Annotated in this window: 19 protein-coding genes; 3 read left to right on the top strand and 16 right to left on the bottom strand. The window is 65.6% G+C overall.

Annotated features, from left to right (window positions below; all coding sequences use genetic code 11):
- Window positions 1–104 precede the first annotated feature (104 nt).
- From secG to AC5RVY_RS09990, 16 genes are all read right to left on the bottom strand, one after another.
- Entirely contained in the window at window positions 105–362 is a 258-nt protein-coding gene (gene secG, locus AC5RVY_RS10065) for a preprotein translocase subunit SecG (RefSeq protein WP_043454779.1), read from the bottom strand.
- A 50-nt stretch (window positions 363–412) separates the two neighbouring features.
- The gene (gene tpiA / locus AC5RVY_RS10060) at window positions 413–1,228 is read right to left on the bottom strand and encodes a triose-phosphate isomerase (RefSeq protein ID WP_493954561.1); all 816 of its coding nucleotides are present in this window, start codon (window positions 1,226–1,228) and stop codon (window positions 413–415) included.
- Window positions 1,229–1,316: 88 nt separating this feature from the next.
- Window positions 1,317–2,543: a phosphoglycerate kinase gene (locus AC5RVY_RS10055; protein ID WP_493954560.1), complete on the bottom strand. Its 1,227-nt coding sequence runs from the start codon at window positions 2,541–2,543 to the stop codon at window positions 1,317–1,319.
- A gap of 10 nt (window positions 2,544–2,553) precedes the next feature.
- On the bottom strand, window positions 2,554–3,564 hold the full coding sequence (gene gap, locus AC5RVY_RS10050; RefSeq protein ID WP_493954559.1) for a type I glyceraldehyde-3-phosphate dehydrogenase: 1,011 nt from the start codon (window positions 3,562–3,564) through the stop codon (window positions 2,554–2,556).
- A gap of 260 nt (window positions 3,565–3,824) precedes the next feature.
- Window positions 3,825–4,451: a superoxide dismutase gene (locus AC5RVY_RS10045; protein WP_493954558.1), complete on the bottom strand. Its 627-nt coding sequence runs from the start codon at window positions 4,449–4,451 to the stop codon at window positions 3,825–3,827.
- 99 nt (window positions 4,452–4,550) lie between these two features.
- The gene (whiA, locus tag AC5RVY_RS10040) at window positions 4,551–5,531 is read right to left on the bottom strand and encodes a DNA-binding protein WhiA (protein WP_050055346.1); all 981 of its coding nucleotides are present in this window, start codon (window positions 5,529–5,531) and stop codon (window positions 4,551–4,553) included.
- Between the two features lie 9 nt (window positions 5,532–5,540).
- Window positions 5,541–6,557 carry a gluconeogenesis factor YvcK family protein gene (locus tag AC5RVY_RS10035; protein ID WP_493954557.1) on the bottom strand — a complete coding sequence of 339 codons (1,017 nt, stop codon included), beginning with the start codon at window positions 6,555–6,557 and terminating at the stop codon, window positions 5,541–5,543.
- Complete coding sequence (gene rapZ, locus AC5RVY_RS10030; RefSeq protein ID WP_493954556.1) at window positions 6,557–7,480, bottom strand: RNase adapter RapZ; 924 nt, start codon at window positions 7,478–7,480, stop codon at window positions 6,557–6,559. The genes AC5RVY_RS10035 and rapZ overlap by 1 nt, the downstream gene beginning before the upstream one ends.
- Window positions 7,481–7,649: 169 nt before the next feature.
- A complete protein-coding gene (gene uvrC, locus AC5RVY_RS10025) occupies window positions 7,650–9,722 on the bottom strand; it encodes an excinuclease ABC subunit UvrC (protein WP_493954555.1) in 2,073 nt (690 codons plus the stop codon).
- 47 nt (window positions 9,723–9,769) lie between these two features.
- Window positions 9,770–10,438 (bottom strand): lysophospholipid acyltransferase family protein, encoded by a 669-nt coding sequence (locus AC5RVY_RS10020; protein ID WP_493954554.1) that lies wholly within the window; start codon window positions 10,436–10,438, stop codon window positions 9,770–9,772.
- Window positions 10,425–11,141: an HAD hydrolase-like protein gene (locus AC5RVY_RS10015; protein WP_493954553.1), complete on the bottom strand. Its 717-nt coding sequence runs from the start codon at window positions 11,139–11,141 to the stop codon at window positions 10,425–10,427. The genes AC5RVY_RS10020 and AC5RVY_RS10015 overlap by 14 nt, the downstream gene beginning before the upstream one ends.
- Before the next feature lie 80 nt (window positions 11,142–11,221).
- Window positions 11,222–14,146: an excinuclease ABC subunit UvrA gene (uvrA, locus tag AC5RVY_RS10010; RefSeq protein WP_493954552.1), complete on the bottom strand. Its 2,925-nt coding sequence runs from the start codon at window positions 14,144–14,146 to the stop codon at window positions 11,222–11,224.
- Window positions 14,147–14,193: 47 nt separating this feature from the next.
- Window positions 14,194–14,574 (bottom strand): GntR family transcriptional regulator, encoded by a 381-nt coding sequence (locus tag AC5RVY_RS10005; RefSeq protein WP_493954551.1) that lies wholly within the window; start codon window positions 14,572–14,574, stop codon window positions 14,194–14,196.
- Window positions 14,571–16,292, bottom strand: a complete 1,722-nt coding sequence (locus AC5RVY_RS10000; protein WP_493954707.1) for an ABC transporter ATP-binding protein — start codon at window positions 16,290–16,292, stop codon at window positions 14,571–14,573. Before AC5RVY_RS10000 ends, AC5RVY_RS10005 begins: the two co-directional genes overlap by 4 nt.
- 83 nt (window positions 16,293–16,375) lie before the next feature.
- Entirely contained in the window at window positions 16,376–18,187 is a 1,812-nt protein-coding gene (locus AC5RVY_RS09995) for an ABC transporter ATP-binding protein (RefSeq protein ID WP_493954550.1), read from the bottom strand.
- A gap of 145 nt (window positions 18,188–18,332) precedes the next feature.
- The gene (locus AC5RVY_RS09990) at window positions 18,333–19,109 is read right to left on the bottom strand and encodes a trans-aconitate 2-methyltransferase (RefSeq protein ID WP_493954549.1); all 777 of its coding nucleotides are present in this window, start codon (window positions 19,107–19,109) and stop codon (window positions 18,333–18,335) included.
- 93 nt (window positions 19,110–19,202) lie between these two features.
- Between AC5RVY_RS09990 and AC5RVY_RS09985 the strand changes: the two genes are divergently transcribed.
- The 3 genes from AC5RVY_RS09985 (at window position 19,203) to AC5RVY_RS09975 (ending at window position 23,684) form a co-directional block, all read left to right on the top strand.
- A complete protein-coding gene (locus tag AC5RVY_RS09985) occupies window positions 19,203–21,749 on the top strand; it encodes a DEAD/DEAH box helicase (RefSeq protein ID WP_493954548.1) in 2,547 nt (848 codons plus the stop codon).
- Between the two features lie 70 nt (window positions 21,750–21,819).
- Entirely contained in the window at window positions 21,820–22,320 is a 501-nt protein-coding gene (locus AC5RVY_RS09980; RefSeq protein WP_493954547.1) for a GNAT family N-acetyltransferase, read from the top strand.
- Between the two features lie 5 nt (window positions 22,321–22,325).
- The gene (locus AC5RVY_RS09975; protein WP_493954546.1) at window positions 22,326–23,684 is read left to right on the top strand and encodes an alpha/beta fold hydrolase; all 1,359 of its coding nucleotides are present in this window, start codon (window positions 22,326–22,328) and stop codon (window positions 23,682–23,684) included.
- The last annotated feature ends 6 nt before the right edge of the window (window positions 23,685–23,690 follow it).

The raw sequence follows: 23,690 nt of genomic DNA, 5'->3' as shown, positions 1-23,690 counted from the left end.
CTGCCTGCTTAAACAAAACTGTGGCTGCCGGTGAGCCGACAGCCACAGTTTAGTTCGCGGAGCCGCGCTGCGGCAGTGCCCGCGCAGATCTGCTGATGCAGGGATCAGGAGTCGCCGCCGCCGCTGAAGCGCATGATCAGCCCGAGGGCGATGATGACCACGCCCCAGGTGACGCCGAGGATGATGGTGAACCTGTTCAGGTTCCGCTCTGCAACGCCTGAGGAGCTCAGTCCCGAGCTCATGCCGCCACCGAACATGTCCGACAGTCCGCCGCCCCGTCCCTTGTGGAGGAGGATCAGCAACGTCAGCAGGAGGCTGGTGATGCCAAGGAGGATCTGCAGAATGACATGAAGAACGTCCACGACGGCCTTTCAGAAGGTTGGAATTGCGGGAGTGTGCGCGACGGGACGGACTAGTCCGTCACCAGGTGACTCTCGAACCTGACAATATTAGCAAACTCGGCCGGATCGAGGCTTGCCCCGCCCACCAGGAGGCCGTCCACGTCGCGTTCCTTCAGGATGGCGGCGGCGTTGTTGGCCTTGACCGAACCTCCGTAGAGGAGGCGGGTTTTGGCGGCTACGTCGGCACCGAAAAGCGACTCAAGCTCGGCGCGGATGGCTGCGCACATCTCCTGGGCGTCGTTCGGACCGGCAACCTCGCCGGTGCCGATGGCCCAGACGGGTTCGTACGCCACCACAAGCTCGGCAGCCTGTTCCGGGCTCAGCCCGGCCACACCGGCGCGGAGCTGGGCCAGGGTGTGCTCAACATGCGTGCCGGCCTGCCGGATCTCCAGGCCTTCCCCGACGCAGAGCACCGGGACCAGGTTGTGCTTGAAAGCGGCCTTGGTCTTGGCGTTGAGAACGTCGTCGGACTCGTTGTGGATGGTGCGCCGCTCGCTGTGGCCCACCAGGACGTACTTGCAGCCCAGCTTGTTCAGGAACTGGCCGGAGATGTCACCGGTGTAGGCGCCGGAGTCGAACTGGGACAGGTCCTGGCCGCCGTAGGCGACATCCAGGTCGTCACCCTGGACCAGGGTCTGCACGCCGCGGAGGTCGGTGAACGGCGGGAAGACGGCGACCTCAACCCGGCTGTAGTCGTGTTTCGCGTCCGAAAGGGTCCAGGCAAGTTTTTGCAGGAGGGTAATGCCTTGGACGTGGTCCATGTTCATTTTCCAGTTGCCCGCGATGAAGGGCTTGCGGTCAAAAGCGCCGTTCGTTGACGATGTCACGTATTCTCCAAAAGTTCTTGATATGTGTTCGGCCGGCAGGCTGCCGTTGGGCAACCTGCCGGCCGGAGGACGAAAGAGCAGGTACTTTCTACCGATTAAGGACGCTGAGTCCCGGGAGTTCCTTGCCTTCGAGGTATTCCAGGCTGGCGCCGCCACCGGTGGAAATGTGCCCGAACTGGTCATCAGCGAACCCGAGGGTGCGGACAGCGGCCGCGGAATCGCCGCCACCCACCACGGTGAAGGCCCCGGTTTCCGTGAGGGCCTGCGCGATGGCGCGCGTACCGGCGGCGAACGCGTCGAATTCGAAGACACCCATGGGGCCGTTCCAGAAGACGGTCTTGGCGCCCTTGATCCGGTCGGCGAAAGCGGCTGCCGAGTCGGGTCCGATGTCCAGGCCGATGCCCGTGCTGCCGAAGCTGCTGCTTTCGATGGCGTCCGCGGCAACAGTCTCGTGGGCGGCGTCGGCGGCGAACTTCTCCGCCACCACAACGTCCGTGGGCACCACGAACTCGGTTCCGGCGTCGGCTGCGCGCTTCAGGTAGTCCTGGACCACGGGGATCTGGTCTTCTTCCAGCAGGCTGGAGGCAACCTTGTGGCCGGCTGCGGCGAGGAAGGTGAACAGCATGCCGCCACCCACCAGGACGGTGTCTGCCTTGCCAAGCAGGTTGTCGATGACCGCGAGCTTGTCCGAGACCTTGGAGCCGCCGAGCACCACCACGTAGGGGCGCTGCGTATCGGTGGTGAGCTTGCGGAGCACCTCCACCTCGGTGTGCACGAGGTCGCCCAGGTAGGACGGCAGCCGTGTGGCGACGTCGTACACGCTGGCGTGCTTACGGTGCACCGCACCGAAGGCGTCATCCACGTAGGCGCCGTTATCGCCCGTCAGGGCCACCAGCTCGTCAGCAAAGGCGCCGCGCTCGGCGTCGTCCTTGCTGGTTTCCCGGGCATCGAAGCGCACGTTCTCCAGGACCAGCACTTCGCCGTCCTGGAGGGAGGCTGCAGCGTCCTTGGCGGAGCTGCCGACGGTGTCGCTGGCCAGGGAAACCTTGAAGCCGGCCAGTTCGGCCAGGCGGTTGACCGCGGGGCGAAGGGAATACTTGTCCTCCGGGGCGCCCTTGGGGCGTCCGAGGTGGGCTGTTACCAGCACGCGGGCACCGGCGTCCGTGAGCTTTGACAGCACTGGAAGTGAGGCCTTGATGCGGCCGTCGTCAGTGACTGTAGAGCCGTCGAGCGGCACATTCAGGTCACTTCGAACCAGAATGTACCGCCCGCGGACACCTTCAGCGATCAGTTCGTTGAGGGTGTGAGATGTCATGTGTCTAACCCTAGCCCAGCTTGGATGCCACAAGCTCCGTGAGGTCAACGAGGCGGTTGGAGTAGCCCCATTCGTTGTCGTACCAGGAAACAACCTTGACCTGGTTGCCGATCACCTTGGTGAGGCCGGAGTCGAAGATGGACGAGGCGGGGTCGCCGACGATGTCGGAGGAGACGATGGGCTCGTCCGTGTAGGTGAGGAAGCCCTGGAGTTCCTCGGATTCAGCGGCGCGCTTGAGGGCGGCGTTCACTTCCTCCACGGTGGTCTCGCGGGAGACCGTGACGGTGAGGTCGGTGGCGGAACCGGTGGGCACGGGAACGCGGATGGCGTAGCCGTCCAGCTTGCCCTTGAGCTCGGGCAGGACCAGGCCGATGGCCTTGGCGGCACCGGTGGAGGTGGGCACCATGTTGATGGCGGCGGCGCGTGCACGGCGGAGGTCGCTGTGCGGGCCATCCTGCAGGTTCTGGTCCGCCGTGTAGGCGTGCACGGTGGTCATGAGGCCACGCTCGATGCCGAACTCGTCGTTGACCACCTTGGCCAGCGGGCCCAGGCAGTTGGTGGTGCAGGAAGCGTTGGAGATGATGTGGTGCGTCGCGTTGTCGTAGAGGTTGTGGTTAACACCCATCACAATGGTGATGTCCTCGTCCGAAGCGGGGGCGGAGATCAGGACCTTCTTGGCACCGGCGTCGATGTGCTTCTGCGCCGCGGCTGCCTTGGTGAAGAAGCCGGTGGATTCGATCACGATGTCCACGCCCAGCTCGCCCCACGGGAGGTTTGCCGGATCGCGCTCCGCCAGGACCTTGATGACGTTGCCGTTGACGACGATGTTGCCGTCCTTGACCTCGATGGTTTCCTTCAGGCGGCCGCCCACGGAGTCGTACTTGAACAGGTGGGCCAGGGCCTCCGGGCTGGTGAGGTCGTTGACTGCAACGATCTCAAGGTCCGCGCCCTGTGCGAGTGCTGCGCGGAAGTAGTTGCGGCCGATACGGCCAAAGCCGTTGATACCAATACGGGTCGTCACTTTTTCAGTCTCCTTGGTGCTTAAGAAGCACAACTAGTTGAGCGGGCTATCAAGCCAACTAACAGATCCCGCACGCCATTGGGCAGAGATGATTTACAAACGGAGGGCGACCAGCCTCATTGCTGAAGGCTAACCGCCTTCCGTGACCTATCTTACGTTTAACTGGGTCCGCCCCCGCAAGTGCGGGGGCGGACGGTCCACATTGCGGTTGGTTTAAGTCCGAATGTGAAGTTTGTTACAGGCGCGTGTAGCCCCGGCCACTACGGAAGGGTGATGAGTCCGGTGGCGTTGGTGCGTGCGGCCTCGAAGCGCTTGGCGACGTCGGCCCAGTTCACGATGTTCCAGAACGCCTTGACGTAGTCGGCCTTGACGTTGACGTAGTCCAAGTAAAAGGCGTGCTCCCACATGTCCAGCATCAGCAGCGGGGTGGTGCCCAGTGCGGTGTTGCCCTGCTGGTCGTAGAGCTGCTCGATGACCAGGTTGCCGCCGATGGGCTCGTAGGCCAGGAAGCCCCAGCCGGAGCCCTGCAGCCCGAGGGCGGCTGCGGAGAACTGGGCGCGGAACGCGTCGAACGAACCGAACGCGTCATCGATGGCTGCTGCCAGCTCGCCTTCGGGCTTGTCGCCGCCGTCCGGGGAGAGGTTGTTCCAGAAGACGGAGTGGTTGACGTGCCCGCCGGTGTGGAACGCCAGGTCCTTCGACAGCCGGTTGATGTTGGCGAAGTCGCCCTTCTCGCGGGCTTCGGCCATCTGCGCCAGGGCGTTGTTGGCTCCGGCCACGTAGGCGGCGTGGTGCTTGCTGTGGTGCAGCTCCATGATGCGCGCAGAGATATGCGGCTCCAGGGCAGCGTAGTCGTAGCTGAGTTCAGGCAGTACGTACTCGGTCACAAAATCCTCCAATATCGTGGACCCTTGGTCCGGTTGGTAACTCTCGGATTGTGCATCCGGGCGTCTGGCACCCGGAATCTTTTTGATTCTATGGGCCTGTTACTCGTCCAGCATTTCGGGCGTCACATTGGCATCGGTTCCCGGGATGCCCAGGTCAAGGGCACGTTTGTCCGCCATGGCCAGCAGCCGGCGGATCCTTCCGGCGATGGCGTCCTTGGTCATCACGGGATCGGCCAGGCGGCCCAGTTCGTCCAGGCTGGCCTGCTTGTGTGCCACGCGGAGTTCGCCCGCGTACTTCAGGTGCTCCGGCACGTCGTCGCCCAGAATCTCCAGTGCCCGGTCAACCCTGGCGCCGGCGGCGACGGCTGCCTGGGCTGAGCGGCGCAGGTTGGCGTCGTCGAAGTTGGCGAGCCGGTTGGCGGTGGCGCGGACTTCCTTGCGCATCCGGCGTTCCTCCCAGACCATCAGCGCATCGTGGGCGCCCATCCGCGTGAGAAGGGCTGCGATAGTGTCGCCGTCGCGGATAACCACGCGGTCCACTCCCCTGACCTCGCGTGCCTTCGCCTGGATGTCCAGCCGGCGTGCCGCACCCACCAGGGCCAGCGCAGATTCCGGGCCGGGGCAGGTGACCTCCAGCGAGGAGGAGCGCCCGGGCTCCGTGAGCGAGCCGTGCGCCAGGAACGCGCCGCGCCACACGGCTTCGGCGTCAGCTGCGGAGCCGTTGACGACGGCGGACGGCAGCCCCCGCACGGGGCGGCCGCGGCCGTCGAGCAGGCCTGTCTGGCGGGCCAGCGCTTCGCCGTCGCGCACCACGCGGACCACGTAGCGGCTGGCTCGGCGCAGTCCCCCGGCGGAGACGACAATAATTTCGCTCTGGTGTCCGTAGACTTCGGCGATGGCCGCGCGGAGGCGGCGGGCCGTGGAAGCCAGGTCAACTTCGGCTTCGATGACGATCCGGCCGGAGATGATGTGGAGCCCGCCGGCGAAGCGCAGCATGGCTGAGACTTCCGCCTTCCGGACCGATGATTTCTTGATGTCCAGACGGGAAAGTTCTTCCTTGACTGATGCTGTCAGTGCCATGGCACCTTCCTAACTGTTCCCGAAAATGTCGTGGTACGCCGTGGCCAGACGCAGGGGGTCATGGACGGGTCGGCGGCCCGACGCCCCTACTTTACCCAAGACCACCTCGGCTCCGATCATCGCAGCGGCCTTCTCGAACTCCGGCAGGTCGGGGACGGACGCCGGGTCGGCGAGGACCACGTCCACGCTGAAGTCCGGGGCGTACCGCCGCAGGACGTGGAGGTGGTCGGCGGCGGTCATCCCGGAAGTTTCCTTGGTGTCCGTGGCCAGGTTCATGGTCAGGAGCCGCTTTGCCGGGGTCTGGCAGAGGGCCTGCCGCATCTCGGGGAGGAGCAGGTGCGGCAGCACGGAGGTGTACCACGAGCCCGGGCCCAGGATCACCCAGTCTGCCAGTTCGATGGCTGAAAGCGCTTCGGCGCAGGCAGGCGCGGCTTCGGGGAGGAGGCGCACCGATTCCAGGGAACCGGAAACGGCGCAGCGGGCCTGGCCACGGATGGTCTGCAGCCGCGGGTTGCCGTCCGGGCCGGTGACCAGGACGTCGCCTTCAATGGTCAGCGGCTCGGTGGACATGGGCAGGACCTGGCCGCGGGCACCCAGCAGTGCGCCGGCCCACCGGAGCCCGGCGACCGCGTCACCAAGCAGTTCCCAGAGGGTGACAATCAGCAGATTGCCCATGGCGTGGTCGTCCAGCGAGCCGCCGGAACCATTCCCGGGCCGGAAGCGGTGCTGCATCACATCACGCCAGGTACGGCCCCAGTCTGTATCGTCACACAGGGCGGAGAGGGCCATCCGCAGGTCCCCCGGCGGGAGGACGCCGTACTCGTCCCGCAGACGCCCGGACGATCCGCCGTCGTCCGCGACTGTGACGATGGCGGTGAGCTCCGAGGTGAGCAGGCGCAGCGCCGAGAGCGAAGCAGACAGGCCGTGGCCCCCGCCAAGTGCAACAACATTCCGCCCTTTATCCTGCTGGTTCGCCGCCGTTCCGGCAGGGGGAACCAGCGGCAGGGCGCCGGTGAACAGGGACATTACTCGCGGCCCAGGTCCCGGTGCGTGGTGGTCACGGTGACGCGGGGGAACTGGGCCAGCTTCTTGGAAAGTTCGACGGCGACTGCTACCGAGCGGTGCTTGCCCCCGGTGCAGCCCACGGCGATGGTGGCGTAGTGCTTGTTTTCGCGCCGGTAGCCGTCGAGGACCGGTTCCAGCGCCATGACGTAGCGGTCCACGAAGTTCTTCACGCCCTCGGCCTCCAGCACGTAATCACTGACGTCCTTGTCCAGCCCGGTGTGCGGGCGCAGCTGGGGCACCCAGTGCGGGTTGGGGATGAACCGGACGTCCGCCACGTAGTTCGCGTCCACGGGCAGCCCGTACTTGAAACCAAAGCTCATGATGTTCAACCGCAGGGCCACGGGGCCGGTTTCGGTGAAAAGCTCGGTAATGGCGGTCGCCAGGCCGTGGACGTTGTAGCCCGAGGTGTCCAGCACGACGTCGGAGCTGTCGCGCAGTTCCTGCAGCAGCTCGCGTTCGGCGGCGATACCGTCCAGGATGCGGCCGCCACCCTGCAGGGGGTGCGGGCGCCGTCCTTGTTCGAACCTGCGGACCAGTACGTTGTCGCTGGCGTCGAGGAAGAGGACGCGGAAGGTGACACCGCTGGCGGCCAGCGCTCCCAAGGCCGCCCGGATATCGGCGAAGAGTCCCTTGCTGCGCACGTCGATCACCACGGCCAGCCGCGGGATGGACTGCGGTGCGTGTGAGACGAGCTCGGCCAGGGTGCCCAGCATCTGCGGCGGCAGGTTTTCCACCACGTACCAGCCATGGTCCTCCAGCGCATCAGCAGCCGTGCTGCGCCCCGCTCCGGACATCCCGGTGACCACCAGCAGTTCCGCTTCGAGCGGCTTGACGGGCTGCATCCCGTCCTGCCCTGCTCCGGATTCCGCCGTTGTGTCTGCCATTAGGTCCGCCCCGTCTCTTCAGTTGCCTGGTGGGGCGGCCCGCGTTGGTCCGCGCCCCTCCCCAACCCTAGCCAAGAATCGCTGAAGTCCGCTAAGTTTCAGCGCCCGTGGCTGCATTTTGGGGTGAATCAAGGGGGCTTTGTGCTCTTCGCCGGGGTGGACGGACTCCTCAGGTTTCGATGACTTCGCCGGTAGTCATGTTGATCGCCGGCACCGGGGCCGCTTCCGGTCCGTTGCCGGAAAAGTGATTCACAATGGCGCTGGCCAGGGCAGGACCGATCCCCTTCGCTTCGGAGAGCTCCGCGGCCGATGCCGCCTTGACGCTTTTGACGGATCCAAAGTGCGCCAGCAGGGCCTTCCGTTTGGACGCACCCAGTCCCGGCACACCGTCCAGGGCGGACACGGTCATGGCCTTGCCGCGCTTCTGCCGGTGGAACGAAATGGCAAACCTGTGGGCTTCGTCGCGGATCCGCTGCAGCAGGTACAGGCCCTGCGATGTCCGGGGCAGGATCACCGGGAAGTCGCTGTCCGGCAACCAGACTTCCTCCAGGCGTTTGGCCAGGCCCACCACATAGACGTCGTCAATGCCGAGCTCGGCCAGGGCGCGGGCTGCCGCGTTGACCTGCGGCTTGCCGCCGTCCACCACCACCAGGTTGGGCGGGTAGGCGAACTTGGCCCGGGGCGCTGGCGTGGTGGTGTCCAGCAGGCCGCTGTCCCGGCTGGTTTCGGCTTGGCTGGTTTCGGCCTGGCTGCTTTCCTGCTGGCCGGGCCCTGCGCCGCCAGGCTCTGCGCCGTCTGCGGGCCCACTGGCGTTGAGCACCGATTCGTCCACCTGCGCCAGCTTGTCCTTCAAGTAATGCCGGAACCGCCGGGTCAGGACATCGTGCATGGCCGCCGTGTCATCGGCAGCCGCGGGACCCGTGATGGAGAACTTCCGGTAATCGGACTTCTTCGGCAGCCCGTCCTCCACTACCACCATGGAGGCCACCACGTTGGTGCCCTGCACGTGCGAGACGTCAAAGCACTCGATGCGCAGCAGCGGCACGGGCAGGTCCAGTGCCTCCTGGAGTTCCTGCAGCGCCTGGGACCTCACGGTGAGGTCGCCGGCCCGGCGGGTTTTATGGAGCTTGAGGGCGTGTTCGGCGTTCTCACGGACCGTTGACATCAGCGCGGCCTTGTCCCCGCGCTGCGGTACCCGGATATCCACCTTGGCGCCCCGCATGCCGCCGAGCCACTCTGTCAGCTCCGCCTGGTTACTCGGCGCCACCGGCACCAGCACTTCGCGGGGCAGCCGGCCCTGGCTCTGGGCTTCGTCGCCGTATACCTGCTGCAGGAGGTGCTCCACCAGGTCGGGGGTAGTGGAATCCTCCACCTTCTCCACCACCCAGCCGCGCTGGCCCCGGATCCGGCCGCCCCGGACATGGAATACCTGGACGGCGGCTTCCAGCTCGTCCTCGTGGAGGGCGAAGACATCGGCGTCGGTGTCTTCTGCAAGCACCACGGCATTGCGTTCAAAGACCTTGCGGAGGGCGGTAATGTCATCGCGCAGGCGGGCCGCCCGCTCGTAGTTGAGCTCGGCTACGGCTTCCCCCATCTGCTGTTCCAGCTTGCTGATGAAGCGTTTGGCTTCCCCGCCCATAAAAGCGCAGAAATCCTCGGCGAGGGCCCGGTGGTCGTCCGGGGAGATCCGGCCCACGCAGGGCGCTGCGCACTTGTCGATGTAACCCAGCAGGCAGGGCCTGCCGCTGGCCTCGGCTCGCTTGAAGACGCCGGCACTGCAGCTCCGGACCGGGAAGACGCGAAGGAGGGTATCCATCGTTTCCCGGATGGCTCCGGCCGTATAGGGGCCGAAGTAGCGGGTGCCCTTCCTCTTGTCACCCCGCATCACCTGCACGCGCGGAATCTTTTCGCCCATGGTCACGGCGAGGTAGGGGTAGGTCTTGTCGTCACGGAACACCACGTTGAACCGGGGCTTGAATTCCTTGATCCACGTGTATTCCAGCTGCAGTGACTCCAGCTCGCTGCCCACTACGGTCCATTCCACGCTGCTGGCGGCGTGGACCATGGCATAGGTCTTGGGCAGCAGCCCCGCGGGGTTGGCAAAGTACGAATTCAGCCGGGAGCGGAGGCTTTTCGCCTTGCCCACGTAGATGACCCGTCCGTTCGGATCGCGGAACCGGTACACCCCCGGGTTCGTGGGAATCTCGCCCGTTTGGGGCCGGTAACTAGCTGGATTTGCCACCTATCCAGTCTACTGAGGTGCGGAGGGTGCCATGGCCGGCCAGGCGGCTACTCGATGGTTTTGCTCTGGTTGTAGCTGGCGGAGCGTTCCTGGCCGCTGAGCTCGGCGATCGCGTCCATGATACGGTCCGTGACTTCCCTTCGGGCCGGCAGCGAATGGTCCGGCCCCGTCTTGTCGAAGTACAGCGGCTCCCCCACTTTCATGGTGAAGTGCTGCGGCCTGACTCCCTTTTCGCCGGCGCGCTGCAGGTTTTCGGTGCCGACCAGGCCCACCGGGATCACGGGCGCGCCGGTGGTCAGCGCCAGCCAGCCCACGCCGGTGCGTCCGCGGTAGAGGATGCCGTCACGGGAACGGGTGCCTTCCGGATAGATGCCGATCCCCCGGCCCGATTCGAGGATGTCCAGCAGCGTCTTAAGCGCCTGGACGCTGGCGGCCTGTTCGCCGCGCTCCACGGGGATGGAACCCACGGATTCGAAGAAGGATTTCATGACCTTCCCCTTGACGCCGCCGGTGGTGAAGTACTCGGCCTTCGCGAAGAAGGCCACCGGCCGGGGCATCAGCGCCTGGACGATAACGCTGTCAAAGAAGGACAGGTGATTGGGGGCCACGATAAAGGGTCCGTCGGCGGGGACATTCTCGATGCCGACGACGGTGGGCCGGCAGGTGCCGGCGATCAGGGTTCGAGTGGTCCAACGGACGGCCTCAAACATTTCCATCGTTGGTCACCCCGCTCATGGCCGCGGCGTGAATGGACTCAAGGTGGTTGATGGTGGCCACCAGCTCGTCCGCGCTTTGCACTACGGTAACGGCTCCGGCTCCTTCGAGTTCCCCGGCAGGGGCGAAGCCCCAGGCCACACCAATGCAGTCCAGTCCGTTGGCAAGGGCGCCGGCAACGTCCTGGGCGCGGTCTCCGACCATGAGCGCATGCTCCGTGCCGAGGTCCTTCAAGGCGGCGGCGATAATTTCCGTCTTTCCGACCGGAACCCCTTCCACCGCTGACTCGTCATCTGCCGAGCCATGGATGCCGTGGAACAGCGAGGCGACCCCGTGGTGCGACAGGACCGTGTGGGCCAGTCCCTGGGGTTTCTGCGTGGCTACTGCCATGGGCCGGCCTGCGGCCGCAAACGCCTCCAGCACGTCACGGACGCCGGGATACAGCCTGCCTTGGCTGATACCGGTGGAGACGTAGTACTCGCGGTAGCGGCGGATGACCTCATCCAGCAGCCCGGCCGGCACGCCTGCCACGTTCAGGAGGGAGTCGCTCAGCTTCGGGCCGATCATCGTTTCGAGCAGCTCCTGGCCGGGAACCGGAAGCCCCAGCCCTTGAAGGGCTGCAGCAATTCCATCTGTTATCCCACCGGCCGGATCGACAAGAGTGCCGTCCAGGTCAAAGATCACGGGCACTGTTGTTTGAGTCACCGGGTTAGTTTCTCACGACAGCACTCATGCCTGAAACTCGCATTCCCGACACGGAATACTTCGCGGAAGCAGGTGCGGATCTACGGCAGGATTTCGGCGAGGAAGGCGGCAGTGTGGCTGGTGGTGGACTTGGCGATCTGCTCGGGCGTGCCGGCCGCGACCACCTGGCCGCCTCCCGAGCCGCCGTCGGGGCCAAGGTCCACAATCCAGTCGGCACTTTTGATGACGTCCAAATTGTGCTCGATGGTGATCACCGTATTGCCCTTTTCCACCAGGCCCTGCAGCACCATCAGAAGCTTGCGGATGTCCTCAAAGTGCAGCCCCGTGGTGGGCTCATCCAGGACATAGACGCTGCGCCCGTTTGACCGTTTCTGCAATTCTGCGGCCAGCTTGACCCGCTGGGCCTCGCCGCCGGACAACGTGGTGGCAGGCTGCCCAAGCCGGACGTACCCAAGGCCCACGTCCACCAGCGTGTTCAGGTGGCGGGCGATCGGGGAGAACGCCGCGAAGAACTCCGCGCCTTCCTCGATGGGCATGTTCAGCACGTCCGCAATGGTTTTGCCCTTGTAGTGGACCTCGAGCGTTTCGCGGTTGTAGCGCGCCCCGTGGCACACCTCGCATGGCACGTAGACGTCCGGCAGGAAGTTCATCTCGATCTTCAGCGTGCCGTCACCGGAACAGGCCTCACAGCGCCCGCCCTTGACATTGAAGGAGAAGCGCCCGGGAAGGTAGCCGCGGACCTTCGCTTCGGTGGTCTCCGCGAAGAGCTTGCGGATGTTGTCAAAAACGCCGGTGTAGGTCGCCGGGTTGGAGCGCGGCGTCCTGCCGATCGGGCTTTGGTCAACGTGGACCACCTTGTCCAGATGCTCCAGGCCCTGGACCGTTTTGTGCCGCCCGGCCACCTGCTTGGCACCGTTGAGCTTGTTGGCCAGTACCTTGTACAGGATTTCGTTGACCAGGGTGGACTTGCCGGAGCCGCTCACGCCGGTCACGGCGGTGAAGAGACCCAGCGGGAACGCGGCGTCAACGTTCAGGAGGTTGTTCTCCCTGGCGCCCACCACCTTCAGCTCACGCTTCTTGTCGTACTTCCGGCGCTTCGCGGGGACCTCAATCTTCTTGCGCCCGGACAGGTAGTCACCGGTCAGCGAAGCCGTGTTCTCCAGCAGGTCTTTGTAGGAGCCGGAGTGGACCACCTGGCCGCCGTGCTCGCCGGCCCCCGGTCCAATATCGACTACCCAGTCCGCCACGTGGATAGTGTCTTCGTCGTGTTCCACCACGATGAGGGTGTTGCCCATGTCGCGGAGCCTGGTCAGGGTGTCGATCAGGCGGCGGTTGTCGCGCTGGTGCAGCCCGATGGACGGTTCGTCCAGCACGTACAGGACGCCCACCAGGCCGGAACCGATCTGCGTGGCCAGGCGGATGCGCTGGGCTTCGCCGCCGGACAGCGTGGCGGACGGCCGTTCGAGGTTCAGGTATTCGAGCCCGACGTCCAGCAGGAAGGTGAGCCGTGCCTGGATCTCCTTCAGCACCTGGTGCGCGATCTGAGCTTCACGCCCGGTGAGTACCAGGTTGTTCAGGAAATCTGCGCAGTCGCGCATAGGCAGGGCGGCGACGTCGGCAATGGACTTTCCGTTGATCAGCACCGACAGGGAGGCAGGATTCAGGCGGGCGCCGTTGCAGGCAGGGCAGGGAATCTGCCGCATGTACTCTTCGTAGCGGTCGCGGGCCCACTCGGAGTCCGTCTCGCCGTGCTTCCGGTGGACGTACTGGATGGCGCCTTCGAAGCCGGTGCTGTACTTCCGTTCCCGGCCGAACCGGTTGCGGTACTGCACCACCACCTTGTGGTCCTTGCCGTGCAGCACCGTCTGGCGGACATCGCTGCCCAGCTTTTCCCACGGGGTGTCCATGGAGAACCCGAGTTCCTTGGCGAGGCCTTCCAGGAGCCTGTTCCAGTACTCCGTGGTGGCGGTGCCCAGGGACCAGGGCGCGATGGCGCCCTCGGACAGCGAAAGCTCGGGGTTGGGAACGATCAGTTCCTCGTCCACCTCCAGCTTGGTGCCGATGCCGCTGCAGGCCGCGCAGGCGCCAAAGGGGTTGTTAAAGGAGAACGACCGCGGCTCGATTTCATCGATGGCCAGGGGATGTTCGTTGGGGCAGGCCAGGTGTTCGGAAAAGGCCCGGAGCCGGTGTGGATCGTCGGCTTCCAGGTCCACGAACTCCGCGAGGACCCTGCCTTCGGCGAGGCCGAGCGCGGTTTCGATGGAATCGGTGAGGCGCTGGCTGATGCCTTCCTTGACCACCAGGCGGTCCACCACCACTTCGATGGTGTGCTTGAACTGCTTTCCCAGCTTGGGCGGATCGTTGAGCTGGACCAGGTTGCCATCCACGCGGGCCCGCGAGTAGCCCTTTGCGGTGAGTTCTTTGAAGAGGTCAACAAACTCGCCCTTCCGGCCGCGCACCACGGGAGCGAGCACCTGGAAACGGGTGCCTTCGTCCAACTCGAGCAGCTGGTCGACGATCTGCTGCGGCGTCTGCTTGGCTACCGGCTCGCCGCAGACGGGGCAGTGCGGACGCCCCACGCGTGCCCACAGGAGGCGCATGTAGTCATAGATCTCGGTGATGGTTCCCACCGTGGACCGCGGGTTCTTGCTGGTGGACTTCTGGTCGATGGAGACGGCCGGGGAGAGTCCCTCGATGAAATCGACGTCGGGCTTGTCCACCTGGCCCAGGAACTGGCGGGCGTAGGCGGACAGCGACTCGACGTAGCGGCGCTGGCCTTCGGCGAAGATGGTGTCGAAGGCAAGGGAGGATTTGCCGGAGCCGGACAGCCCGGTGAAGACGATCATGGCGTCCCGCGGGAGGTCCAGGTCCACGTTGCGCAGGTTGTGCTCCCGTGCACCCTTGACCACAAGGCGGGACAGGTCCGGACGCTTGGGCGCGGCGGTTCGGGCGAGCGAAACTTCAACGGATTCGAGGGCAGATTCTTCAGCTACGGCTTTAGGCACCCACTAATGCTAATCGAAAACTTCTTCGAACACCCACGCGGGGACTCTCAGGAGCCGTCGTAGGCGGCAGCCAGCAGCTGGACGGCCTCGGCGAACGATGCGCCCTGGGCCTTGGCGGCCGCCGCATACTCTGCGGCAGCAGCGGACAGCCCGCCGAGGCGCTCATCACGGGCGCACACCACGGTGCCGTTCCTTCCCCGGGTTGCCACCACGCCGGCAGCTTCCAGTTCCTTGTAGGCCCGGGCCACGGTATGGGGTGCGACGTCCAGCCGTTCTGCCAGCGACCTGACGGCGGGCAACCGGGTACCGGGGGCAAGCTTCCCGGCGTCGGCCAAATGGATCACCTGGAGGCGCAGCTGCTCGAACAGCGGCACCGAGCTGGCTGCGTTCGGCTTCCATGCCCCCGGGAAGTCGGCGGGGGCTTTCAAATGCCGGCCTCAAGCACGCCGCTGTGCCCGGCCTGCAGGGAGAACTGGGCGTTGTAGAGGCGGGTGTAGTAACTGTTGGCAGCAAGGAGGTCCTGGTGGCTGCCCTGCTCGACGATGCGTCCGTGGTCCATAACCAAAATTAGATCAGCGTCACGCACAGTGGACAAACGGTGGGCAATAACAAAGCTGGTCCGGCCCCGGCGCAGCCGCTGCATGGCCTGGCGGATCAGCAGCTCCGTCCTTGAGTCCACCGAACTGGTTGCCTCGTCGAGGATTTGTATGGCCCGGCCGGCCAGCTGCGCCCTGGCAATGGTGATCAGCTGCCGCTGGCCGTGGCTCAGCCCGTCACCGCCGTTTTCCAGCACTGTGTCATAGCCGTGCGGCAGGGACCTCACAAAGCGGTCCACGTAGCTGGCTTCGGCCGCGGCCAGGATGTCCTTTTCGTCGGCTCCGGGGCTGCCGTAGGCGATGTTTTCCCTGATGGTCCCGCCGAAAAGCCATGCGTCCTGCAGCACCACACCGAACTGCATGCGCAAATGGTCCCGGGGAATGGCCGAGATATCTGTTCCGCCGATGGTAATCCGCCCGGAATCCGGTTCGCAGAAGCGCAGGAGGAGGTTGATGACCGTGCTCTTGCCCGCCCCCGTGTGGCCCACGATTGCCACCGTCCGGCCCGGTTCCACCGTGAAGGAGAGGTAGCGCACCGCCGGCGCAGCATCCGGGTACCCGAACGTCACGTCGTGGAACGCGATGGGTCCGCGCCCCTGGACAACAGATCCGGCTGGCGGTCCGTCCGGCGGTTCCTCCTGCATGTCGAGCAGGTCGAATACCCGTGCGGCCGAAGCCACGCAGGACTGCATGAGGTTGAGCATGCCGCCGATCTGGCCCACGGGTTGGGTGAAGAGCCTGCTGAACTGGATAAAGGCCTGGATGCCACCGATGGTCATGGCCCCGGCAATGACCTGGAGGGCGCCTACCACCGCCACGGCGATGTAGCTGAGGTTGGACATCAGGACCATAAGCGGCTGCACGACGCCCGCTGAGTACTGGGCCTTGGTGGCCGCCCGGGCCAACCGCTCATTGCTCCGGGCGAAGACGTCCGACGCCTGGGCCTGCCGGCCGAACGCCTTGATGACTTCGTGGCCGGTGACGAACTCCTCCACGTGTGCGTTGAGTTCGCCTGTTTCGGTCCATTGCCTGTCGAACTGTGCCTGGGATTTCCGGGCCACCTGAACGGTGACAAAGGTGGAGAGCGGGACGGCGGCGATCGCTATGGCAGCGAGCATGGGCGAGATCCACAGCATCATGGCCAGCGATCCGCAGAGCATCAGGACGGACATGATGAGTTGCGTGAGGAGCTGGTTCAGGGCCTGGGTAATGTTGTCGATGTCGTTCGTTGCCCGGCTCAGGACGTCGCCCCGTGAGCGCTCCCGGAAGTACGTGACCGGCAGCCGGTGCAGTTTGTCCTCGACGGACGCGCGGAGTCCATGCATGAGTCCCTGCACCGAGCGGGCGGTCAGCGCCCCCTGTGTCCAGTTGCAGAGGGACGCGCCCGCGTACATGAGGGCCACGGCTCCCAGGATTACCGCCAGCAGCTCCTGTTGCAGGTTCCCGCGAAGGACGCCGTCCACCACGACGTCGGTAGCGTCACCTAAGTACTTCGGCGCGGCGACGTTGAGTCCCGCGAATGCGCAGGTGGCGGCCACCGCGCCCAGCATGTGCCGGCGGAAGGGCCGGAGCAGTCCAAGGAGCCGGCGGGCGGTGGGCCAGAACCGTTGCGTCGTCCCGGCGGCTGCAGCGGTCACCGGCGCCCGTCCAGCGCCAACTGGGATTCCGCTATTTCCCGGTACGTGGCTGACGTCTCAAGCAACTCCTGGTGCGTTCCCTGCGCTACCAGCCGTCCGGCGTCGAGCACCAGGATCAGCCCGGCGCCCTCAACTGCGGAGATCCTTTCCGCCACAACAATCACCGTGGCCGCTGCAAGGGCCGTCCGGAGGGCCTGCCTCAGGCGGGTGTCGGTGTCATAGTCCAGGGCGGAAAAGCTGTCGTCAAAGAGGTACAGCGGAGCCTTGCGCAGCAGTGCCCGGGCGATGCACAGCCGCTGCCGCTGGCCGCCGGAAAGGTTGGCGCCGCCCTGTCCCAGCGGCGTATCCAGCCCCAGTGGCAGGTCCCGCATAAAGCGCATGGTCTGGGCTGTCTCGAGGACTGCCCAGAGTTCCCCGTCCGTTGCGCCCGGTTTTGCCATCCGGAGGTTGTCGCCGATGGTGCCGGTAAAGAGGTGGGACTGCTGCGGAACAATTGCCATGGAACCGCGCAGGCTGTCCAGGGACGCATCCTTGATGTCCACCCCGCCCAGGCTGATGCTGCCCGCCGTGGAATCGAGGAAGCGAGGAATGAGGTTGAGGAGCGTCGATTTTCCGCTGCCTGTAGACCCCACTATTGCAGTCGTGGTGCCCGGCTGGGCCGTGAAGCTGATGCCTGCCAGGACCGGCGCCTCCGCGCCCGGGTAGGCAAAGCCGACGTGGCTGAACTCAAGCCTGGCCGGCCGGGCAGGCGGCTGTCCGTCCCCGTCGACGCCGAATTGGGACGGGTTCGATGCCGCGGACAACGGCTGCAGGGGGTACAGGAACAGCGCCTGAGGGTTCGCCGGTTGGCGCACCGACGGTTCGGTATCCAGGACCGCACTGATCCGCTCCGCGCTGACGGATGCCCGGGGCGCCGTCATCAGGACATACATGGACATCATGATGGCGAGCAGGATCTGCAGGATATAGGCAATAAAGGCCGTCAGGGCACCGAGGTTCATCAGGCCGGCCTGGATCCGGTGCCCTCCGAACCACACCACGGCTACCGAGGAGATGTTCACGACAAGCATGACCAGCGGAAGCATGCCGGCCACCAACAGGGCGGACTGGAGATTGTTGGCGGTGAGACTCTTGTTGACCCCGGCGAAGCGGCGGACCTCATGTCCTTGCCGGACGAAGGAGCGGATCACGTTGGCGCCGATGATCTGCTCCCGGAGGATGCCGCCGGCGCGGTCCAACAGGTCCTGGCCCTCGCGGTACAGCGGGATCAGCCGCCGGACGATGAGGTACATGATCAGCAGGAGCAGGGGCACTATGACAATCACCACCGAGGACAACGCCACGTCCTGCTGCAGCGCCAGCACCACCCCGCCGACGCCCATGGCGGGCCCCGCCACGAGCATGGTGAACACCAGCACGGCGAAGGCCTGGATCTGCTGGGTGTCGTTGGTGGCGCGGGTCGTGAGGCTCTGCGTCCCGAAGACGGCAACGTCCTGGGAGGACAGCAATTGGACCCTGGCAAAGATTTCACTGCGGAGCTGTTGGCCGATCTTCATGGCCACCAAGGCGGCAAGGTAGCCCGCTGCAATGGCAGCGCCCGCCTGCAGGACGGCGATCGCCCCCATCAGCAATCCCAGGCGCGAGATGACCTCGGTGTTGCCCGCCACGATCCCGTCATCAACGATTGCTGCATTAACCGTGGGCAGCAGGAGGTTGGCCCCTGCCTGGACCAGCTGCAGCAGGACGATGGCGGCGATCCGGGCTTTATGCCCGGCCAGCAGCCGCCTCATCAAAGCGATCAGCACCATACCTCCACAGCGGTCGGGGACGCCGGCAAGGGCGGCTGGCGGCCCACCGAACGGCCAACTCCGTCATTGTAAGGCAGATCACTTTCTTCCGCTGTCATGCCGCGTGACTTCGTTGTAGAGAACATCCAGCGAATGGAATTTGAGGTCAGCCCTTGCGTCCCACGGCGAAGATCCTGCGGAACGGGAAGACCGTCCCGTGCGGCGTTGGCGGGTACGCCTCCCGCAGGGCTGCGGCATATTCAGCCTCGAAGGCAGCCCTCTCATCTGCTGCCAGGACTGCCAGGACCGGGCGGAGCGCCGTGCCCCGCACCCACTCCAGCACCGGCTCCGGGCCTGGCAGGACCTGCTGGTAGGTGGTCTCCCACGCGTCCGCCGTGAACCCGGCGTCGAGCAGGATCTCCAGGTACTCAGCCGGCTCACCCACGGACTCTCCACCCCGCAGCACGCCGCGCAGCTTCGGCTCCCAGCGGGCTGAGCCTGCCAGCGCGCGCATGAGGGCATGGGAAGGGGCGTTGAAGTTTCCAGGAACCTGCATGGCAAACCACGAGCCGGGACGAAGCGCGGCCAGCCACTTCCGCATCATGTCCTGGTGTCCCGGGACCCACTGCAGCGCAGCATTGGTCACCACCACGTCCACTTTGCCGGACGGCGTCCAGTCGGCGATATCCATCGGTTCAAAGCGAAGGCCGGGTGTCCGGTCCGCAAGCACCGCAGCCTTGGCGAGCATCTCTGCAGAGGAATCCAGGCCCACAACGTCAGCCCCGGGCCAGCGCTCGGCCAGGGTGGCGGTGAGGTTGCCGGGTCCGCACCCCAGGTCCACCACCTGCATGGGCTCGTCAGCGTGGACCCTGCCGGTGAGGTCGAAGAACGGGCGGTCCCGGTAACCGCCGAACTGCACGTACTTTGCCGGATCCCATTTCATTGCTTTCCTCCACTTTCCGGTGCCCAGGTACCGGGAAGCCTAACGCGCCGCCCGCGGAAATCCGGCCGCGCCCGGGCACTAAGCTGGAAACCAATGAAACTCGTTGACCAGCTGCCCGACGTCCCCGCCCGGGACCTGCCCGCGTTCGCCGTCGATCCTGATGCCCTCTACACCCGGTTTCTGGAGTGGACGGAGAGCCGTGGCCTGGACCTGTACCCCGCACAGGACGAGGCGATCATGGAGTTGGCTACCGGTGCCAACGTCATCCTTGCTACGCCGACGGGCTCCGGAAAGTCGCTGGTGGCCGTCGCCGCGCACTACCAGGCGATGGCAACGGGCCGGCGCAGCTACTACACGGCACCCATCAAGGCGCTGGTCTCGGAAAAGTTCTTTGCGCTTTGCGAGATCTTCGGGGCCGAAAACGTGGGGATGATTACAGGCGATTCGGGCGTCAACCAGGACGCGCCCATCATCTGCTGCACGGCCGAAATCCTGGCCAACACCGCGCTCCGGGAAGGGGCAGCCGCCGATCTGGGATCCGTGGTGATGGACGAGTTCCACTTCTACTCGGACCCCCAGCGCGGCTGGGCCTGGCAGGTACCCCTGCTGGAGCTCCCCCAGGCGCAGTTCCTCCTGATGTCCGCCACGCTGGGTGACGTCAGCAGGTTCGAAAAGGGCCTGACGGACCTGACCGGGCGTCCCACCACAACCGTGAGCTCGGCGGAACGGCCCATCCCGCTGCATTACTACTACCACGAGACTCCGGTGCACGAGACGCTGGAGGAACTGCTGTCCACCAGGCAGGTGCCGGTCTACGTGGTGCACTTCAGCCAGATCGAGGCGATCGACCGTGCCCAGACGCTGATGAGCATCAACGTGTGCACCCGCGAGGAGAAGGACAAGATTGCCGAGCTGATCGCCAACTTCCGCTTCGCCGCCGGCTTCGGCAAGACCCTCAACCGGCTTGTCCGTCACGGCATCGGAGTGCACCACGCCGGCATGCTGCCAAAGTACCGCCGCCTGGTGGAACAGCTGGCCCAGGCCGGGCTGCTGAAAGTCATCTGCGGTACGGATACGTTGGGGGTTGGCATCAACGTGCCCATCCGCACCGTGGTCCTGACGGCGCTGAGCAAGTACGACGGCGTCCGCACCCGGCTGCTGAACCCGCGTGAGTTCCACCAGATCGCCGGCCGTGCCGGGCGGGCCGGCTACGACACCGCGGGCACCGTAGTGGTGCAGGCTCCCGAGCACGTCATCGAGAACGTCAAGGCGATGGCCAAGGCCACCGCAAAGTTCGGCGACGACCAGCGCAAGCTGCGGCAGGTGGTGAAAAAGAAGCCGCCGGAAGGTTTCGTTTCCTGGGGAGAGCCCACGTTCAAGCGGCTGGTGGAATCGGTACCGGAGCCTTTGGGTTCCAGTTTCACAGTGACGCACGCCATGCTCATGAACCTGATGGAACGCCCCGGCGACCCGTTCGCGGCCGCCCGCCGGCTGCTGACGGAAAACCACGAGCCCCGGTCCTCCCAGCTGCAGCTGATGAAAAAGGCGCTGGGCATCTACCGCGAGCTGCTGGCCGCCGAAGTGGTGGAGCGGATTCCTCCCGCCCAGCAGGGGCCCGATGGCCGGACCGTCCGCCTGACGGTCCACCTTCAACCCAACTTCGCCTTGAACCAACCGCTGTCCCCCTTCGCACTCGCGGCGCTGGAGCTCCTCGATCCGGAGTCGCCGTCGTACGCCCTGGACGTGGTGTCCGTGATCGAGGCGACGCTCGAGAAGCCGCGCCAGATCCTCTCCGCGCAGCAGAAGAAGGCCCGCGGCGAGGCCATTGCGGCCATGAAGGCGGACGGCATCGAGTACGACCAGCGGATGGCCATGCTCGATGAAGTGACCTACCCGCAGCCGCTGGCCGAGATCCTGGGGGAAGCGTTCGAGGTGTACCGTAAGGCTGCCCCGTGGGTGGGTGATTTCGAACTGGCTCCCAAGTCCGTGGTCCGGGATATGTATGAACGGGCCATGAACTTTGGCGAATTCGTGCAGTTCTATGGGCTGGCCCGCTCGGAAGGGATCGTGCTGCGGTACCTGGCCGACGCTTTTAAGGCACTGCGGCAGACCGTGCCGCAGGACATGCTGCGGGATGACCTGGAAGACCTTAACGCCTGGCTGGGCGAGCTGGTCCGGCAGGTCGACTCGAGCCTGCTGGATGAGTGGGAGGAACTGACCTCCGGTGCGGCGCCCACCCCCCACGACGCTCCGCCGCCTCCCCCGCCGTCGCTCACATCCAACATCCGGGCCTTCCGGGTGATGGTGCGCAACGAAATGTTCCGCCGGGTGGAGCTTTTCGCGGTCGAGGACGCCGAGGCGCTGGGTGAACTGGACGCCGCTTCGGGCTGGGATGCCGGGCGCTGGGAGGACGCCCTGGACGACTACTTTGACGAACACAACGACATCGGCACCGGGCCGGACGCCCGCGGCCCCGGTCTGCTCATCATCACCGAGGAATCGGGTGCCTGGAAGGTCCGGCAGATCTTTGACGACCCCGCCGGAAACCACGACTGGGGCATCTCGGCCGAAGTTGACCTCGCAGCCTCCGATGAGACCGGGACAGCCGTGGTCCGCGTGACGGACGTCAACCGGCTCTGACCGGTGCACCTGGCCCGCGCAAGGAGCGCTGCTGACTGCATGGGCGGGGTGGCGGCGGTAAGCTCGAACAATGAGTGTAATCCGCCCGGCAACCCCGCATGACGTCCCCGCGATCCTCCGCATGATCCACGAACTGGCGCACTACGAGAAGGAACCGGACGCCGTCCGCAACACCCCCGAGATGCTGCAGGAGGTTCTCTTCGGCGAGCACCCCCGGGTCTTCGCCGCCATGGCGGAGAACGGTGACGGGGAGGTGCAGGGCTTCGCCCTGTGGTTCCTGAACTACTCTACGTGGGAGGGTGTGCACGGGATCTACCTGGAGGACCTTTACGTGAGCCCGGAGGCGCGCGGCGAGGGGCACGGCAAGGCGCTGCTCCAGCACCTGGCCGGCATCGCCGTCGCCAACGGCTACGCGAGGGTGGAGTGGAGTGTCCTGGACTGGAACGAGCCGTCCATCAACTTCTACCGCCGCCTGGGTGCCCGCCCCATGGATGGCTGGTCCACCTTCCGGCTCACGGGAGAGGCGCTGGAGCAGTTCGGCAGTGCTGTTCCGGCCGCCGTCAGCGGCTGAAGCGAATGACTGAGACCGTGGGCGCCCGACGCCTGACCTCTGGAACGAGAACCGTCGAGCACGAGGCCAGGGCCACTCACGAATTCCGCGGCCTGCGGACTGTTGAGCACTATTTCACCGTGCCCCTGGACCATTTCGGCGACTCCGGCAGCTCCGGGACGATTACCGTCTTTGCCCGCGAATATGTGTCGGCTGCCCACACTGCGGCAGAAGCAAGAAGGCTGCCGTGGCTGCTCTTCCTCCAGGGCGGCCCGGGCGGCCGGGGCAACAGGCTCGGCTCCCTGGGCGGCTGGAGCAAGGCCGCCGGTAAAGACTTCCGCATCCTGATGCTGGACCAGCGCGGAACAGGACTGTCCACTCCCCTGGACCGGAACACGCTGCCCCTGGTCGGAACGCCCGTGGAGCAGGCAGCCTATCTGGAGCATTTCCGCGCGGACTCGATCGTCGCCGACGCCGAACTTATCCGCGCCGCCCTGGGTTCACCGCCGTGGAGCATCTACGGGCAAAGCTACGGCGGCTTCTGCGCGCTCACCTATCTCTCTTTCGCCCCCGAGGGGCTGAGCGAGGCGTTGATCACGGGCGGCCTTGCGCCGCTGACGCGTCCGGCGGACGACGTGTACCGGGCCACGTTCAAGCGTGTAGCAGCACGAAACGCCGAGTACTTCAACTGGTACCCGGAGGACCGGTCCACGGTTGACAGGATTGCGCACCACCTGCGGACCACCCAGGAGTTCCTGCCCGACGGCAGCCCCCTCAGCGTGGAGCGCTTCCAGATGGTGGGCGCCTTCCTGGGCGGCAACACCAGGGTGGACAGCCTCCACTACCTGTTGGAGGACGCGTTCACAGTTGGCCCCGGGGACACCGGGCTTTCGGACCCCTTCCTGGAGCAAGTACAGGGCATCGTGTCCCGCCGCTCCAACCCGCTGTACGCCCTCATGCACGAATCCATCTACGGGCAGGGTGAAGCCACGGACTGGTCCGCCTTGAGGGTGCTGCGCCACTACCCGGAGTTCCGGCCGGACGCAGACCAACTGCTGCTCACCGGGGAAATGGTGTATCCGTGGTACTTCGAGCAGGACCCTGTTCTGCGGCCGCTGCGCGAGGTTGCCCAGCTGCTTGCGGCAAAGCCGGACTGGAAGCCGCTCTATGATGCCAGCCGGCTCACCGCCAACACCGTGCCTGTGGCCGCGGCCGTCTACTCGGACGATATTTACGTGGATCGCGACCTTTCCCTGGAGACGGCTGCAGCGGTCCGCGGACTGCAGGTCTGGGAAACCTCGGACTTCCATCATGACGGGATCGCCGACGACGGTGAGGGAATCTTCAACCGCCTCCTGGGAATGGCGCGCGGCGCCCGGAACTGACGAGGG

The organism is Arthrobacter sp. Ha26 (genome assembly GCF_059091705.1).
The sequence above is the reverse complement of the archived record's forward strand: the minus strand, read 5'-3'. Positions and strand labels throughout refer to the sequence as shown.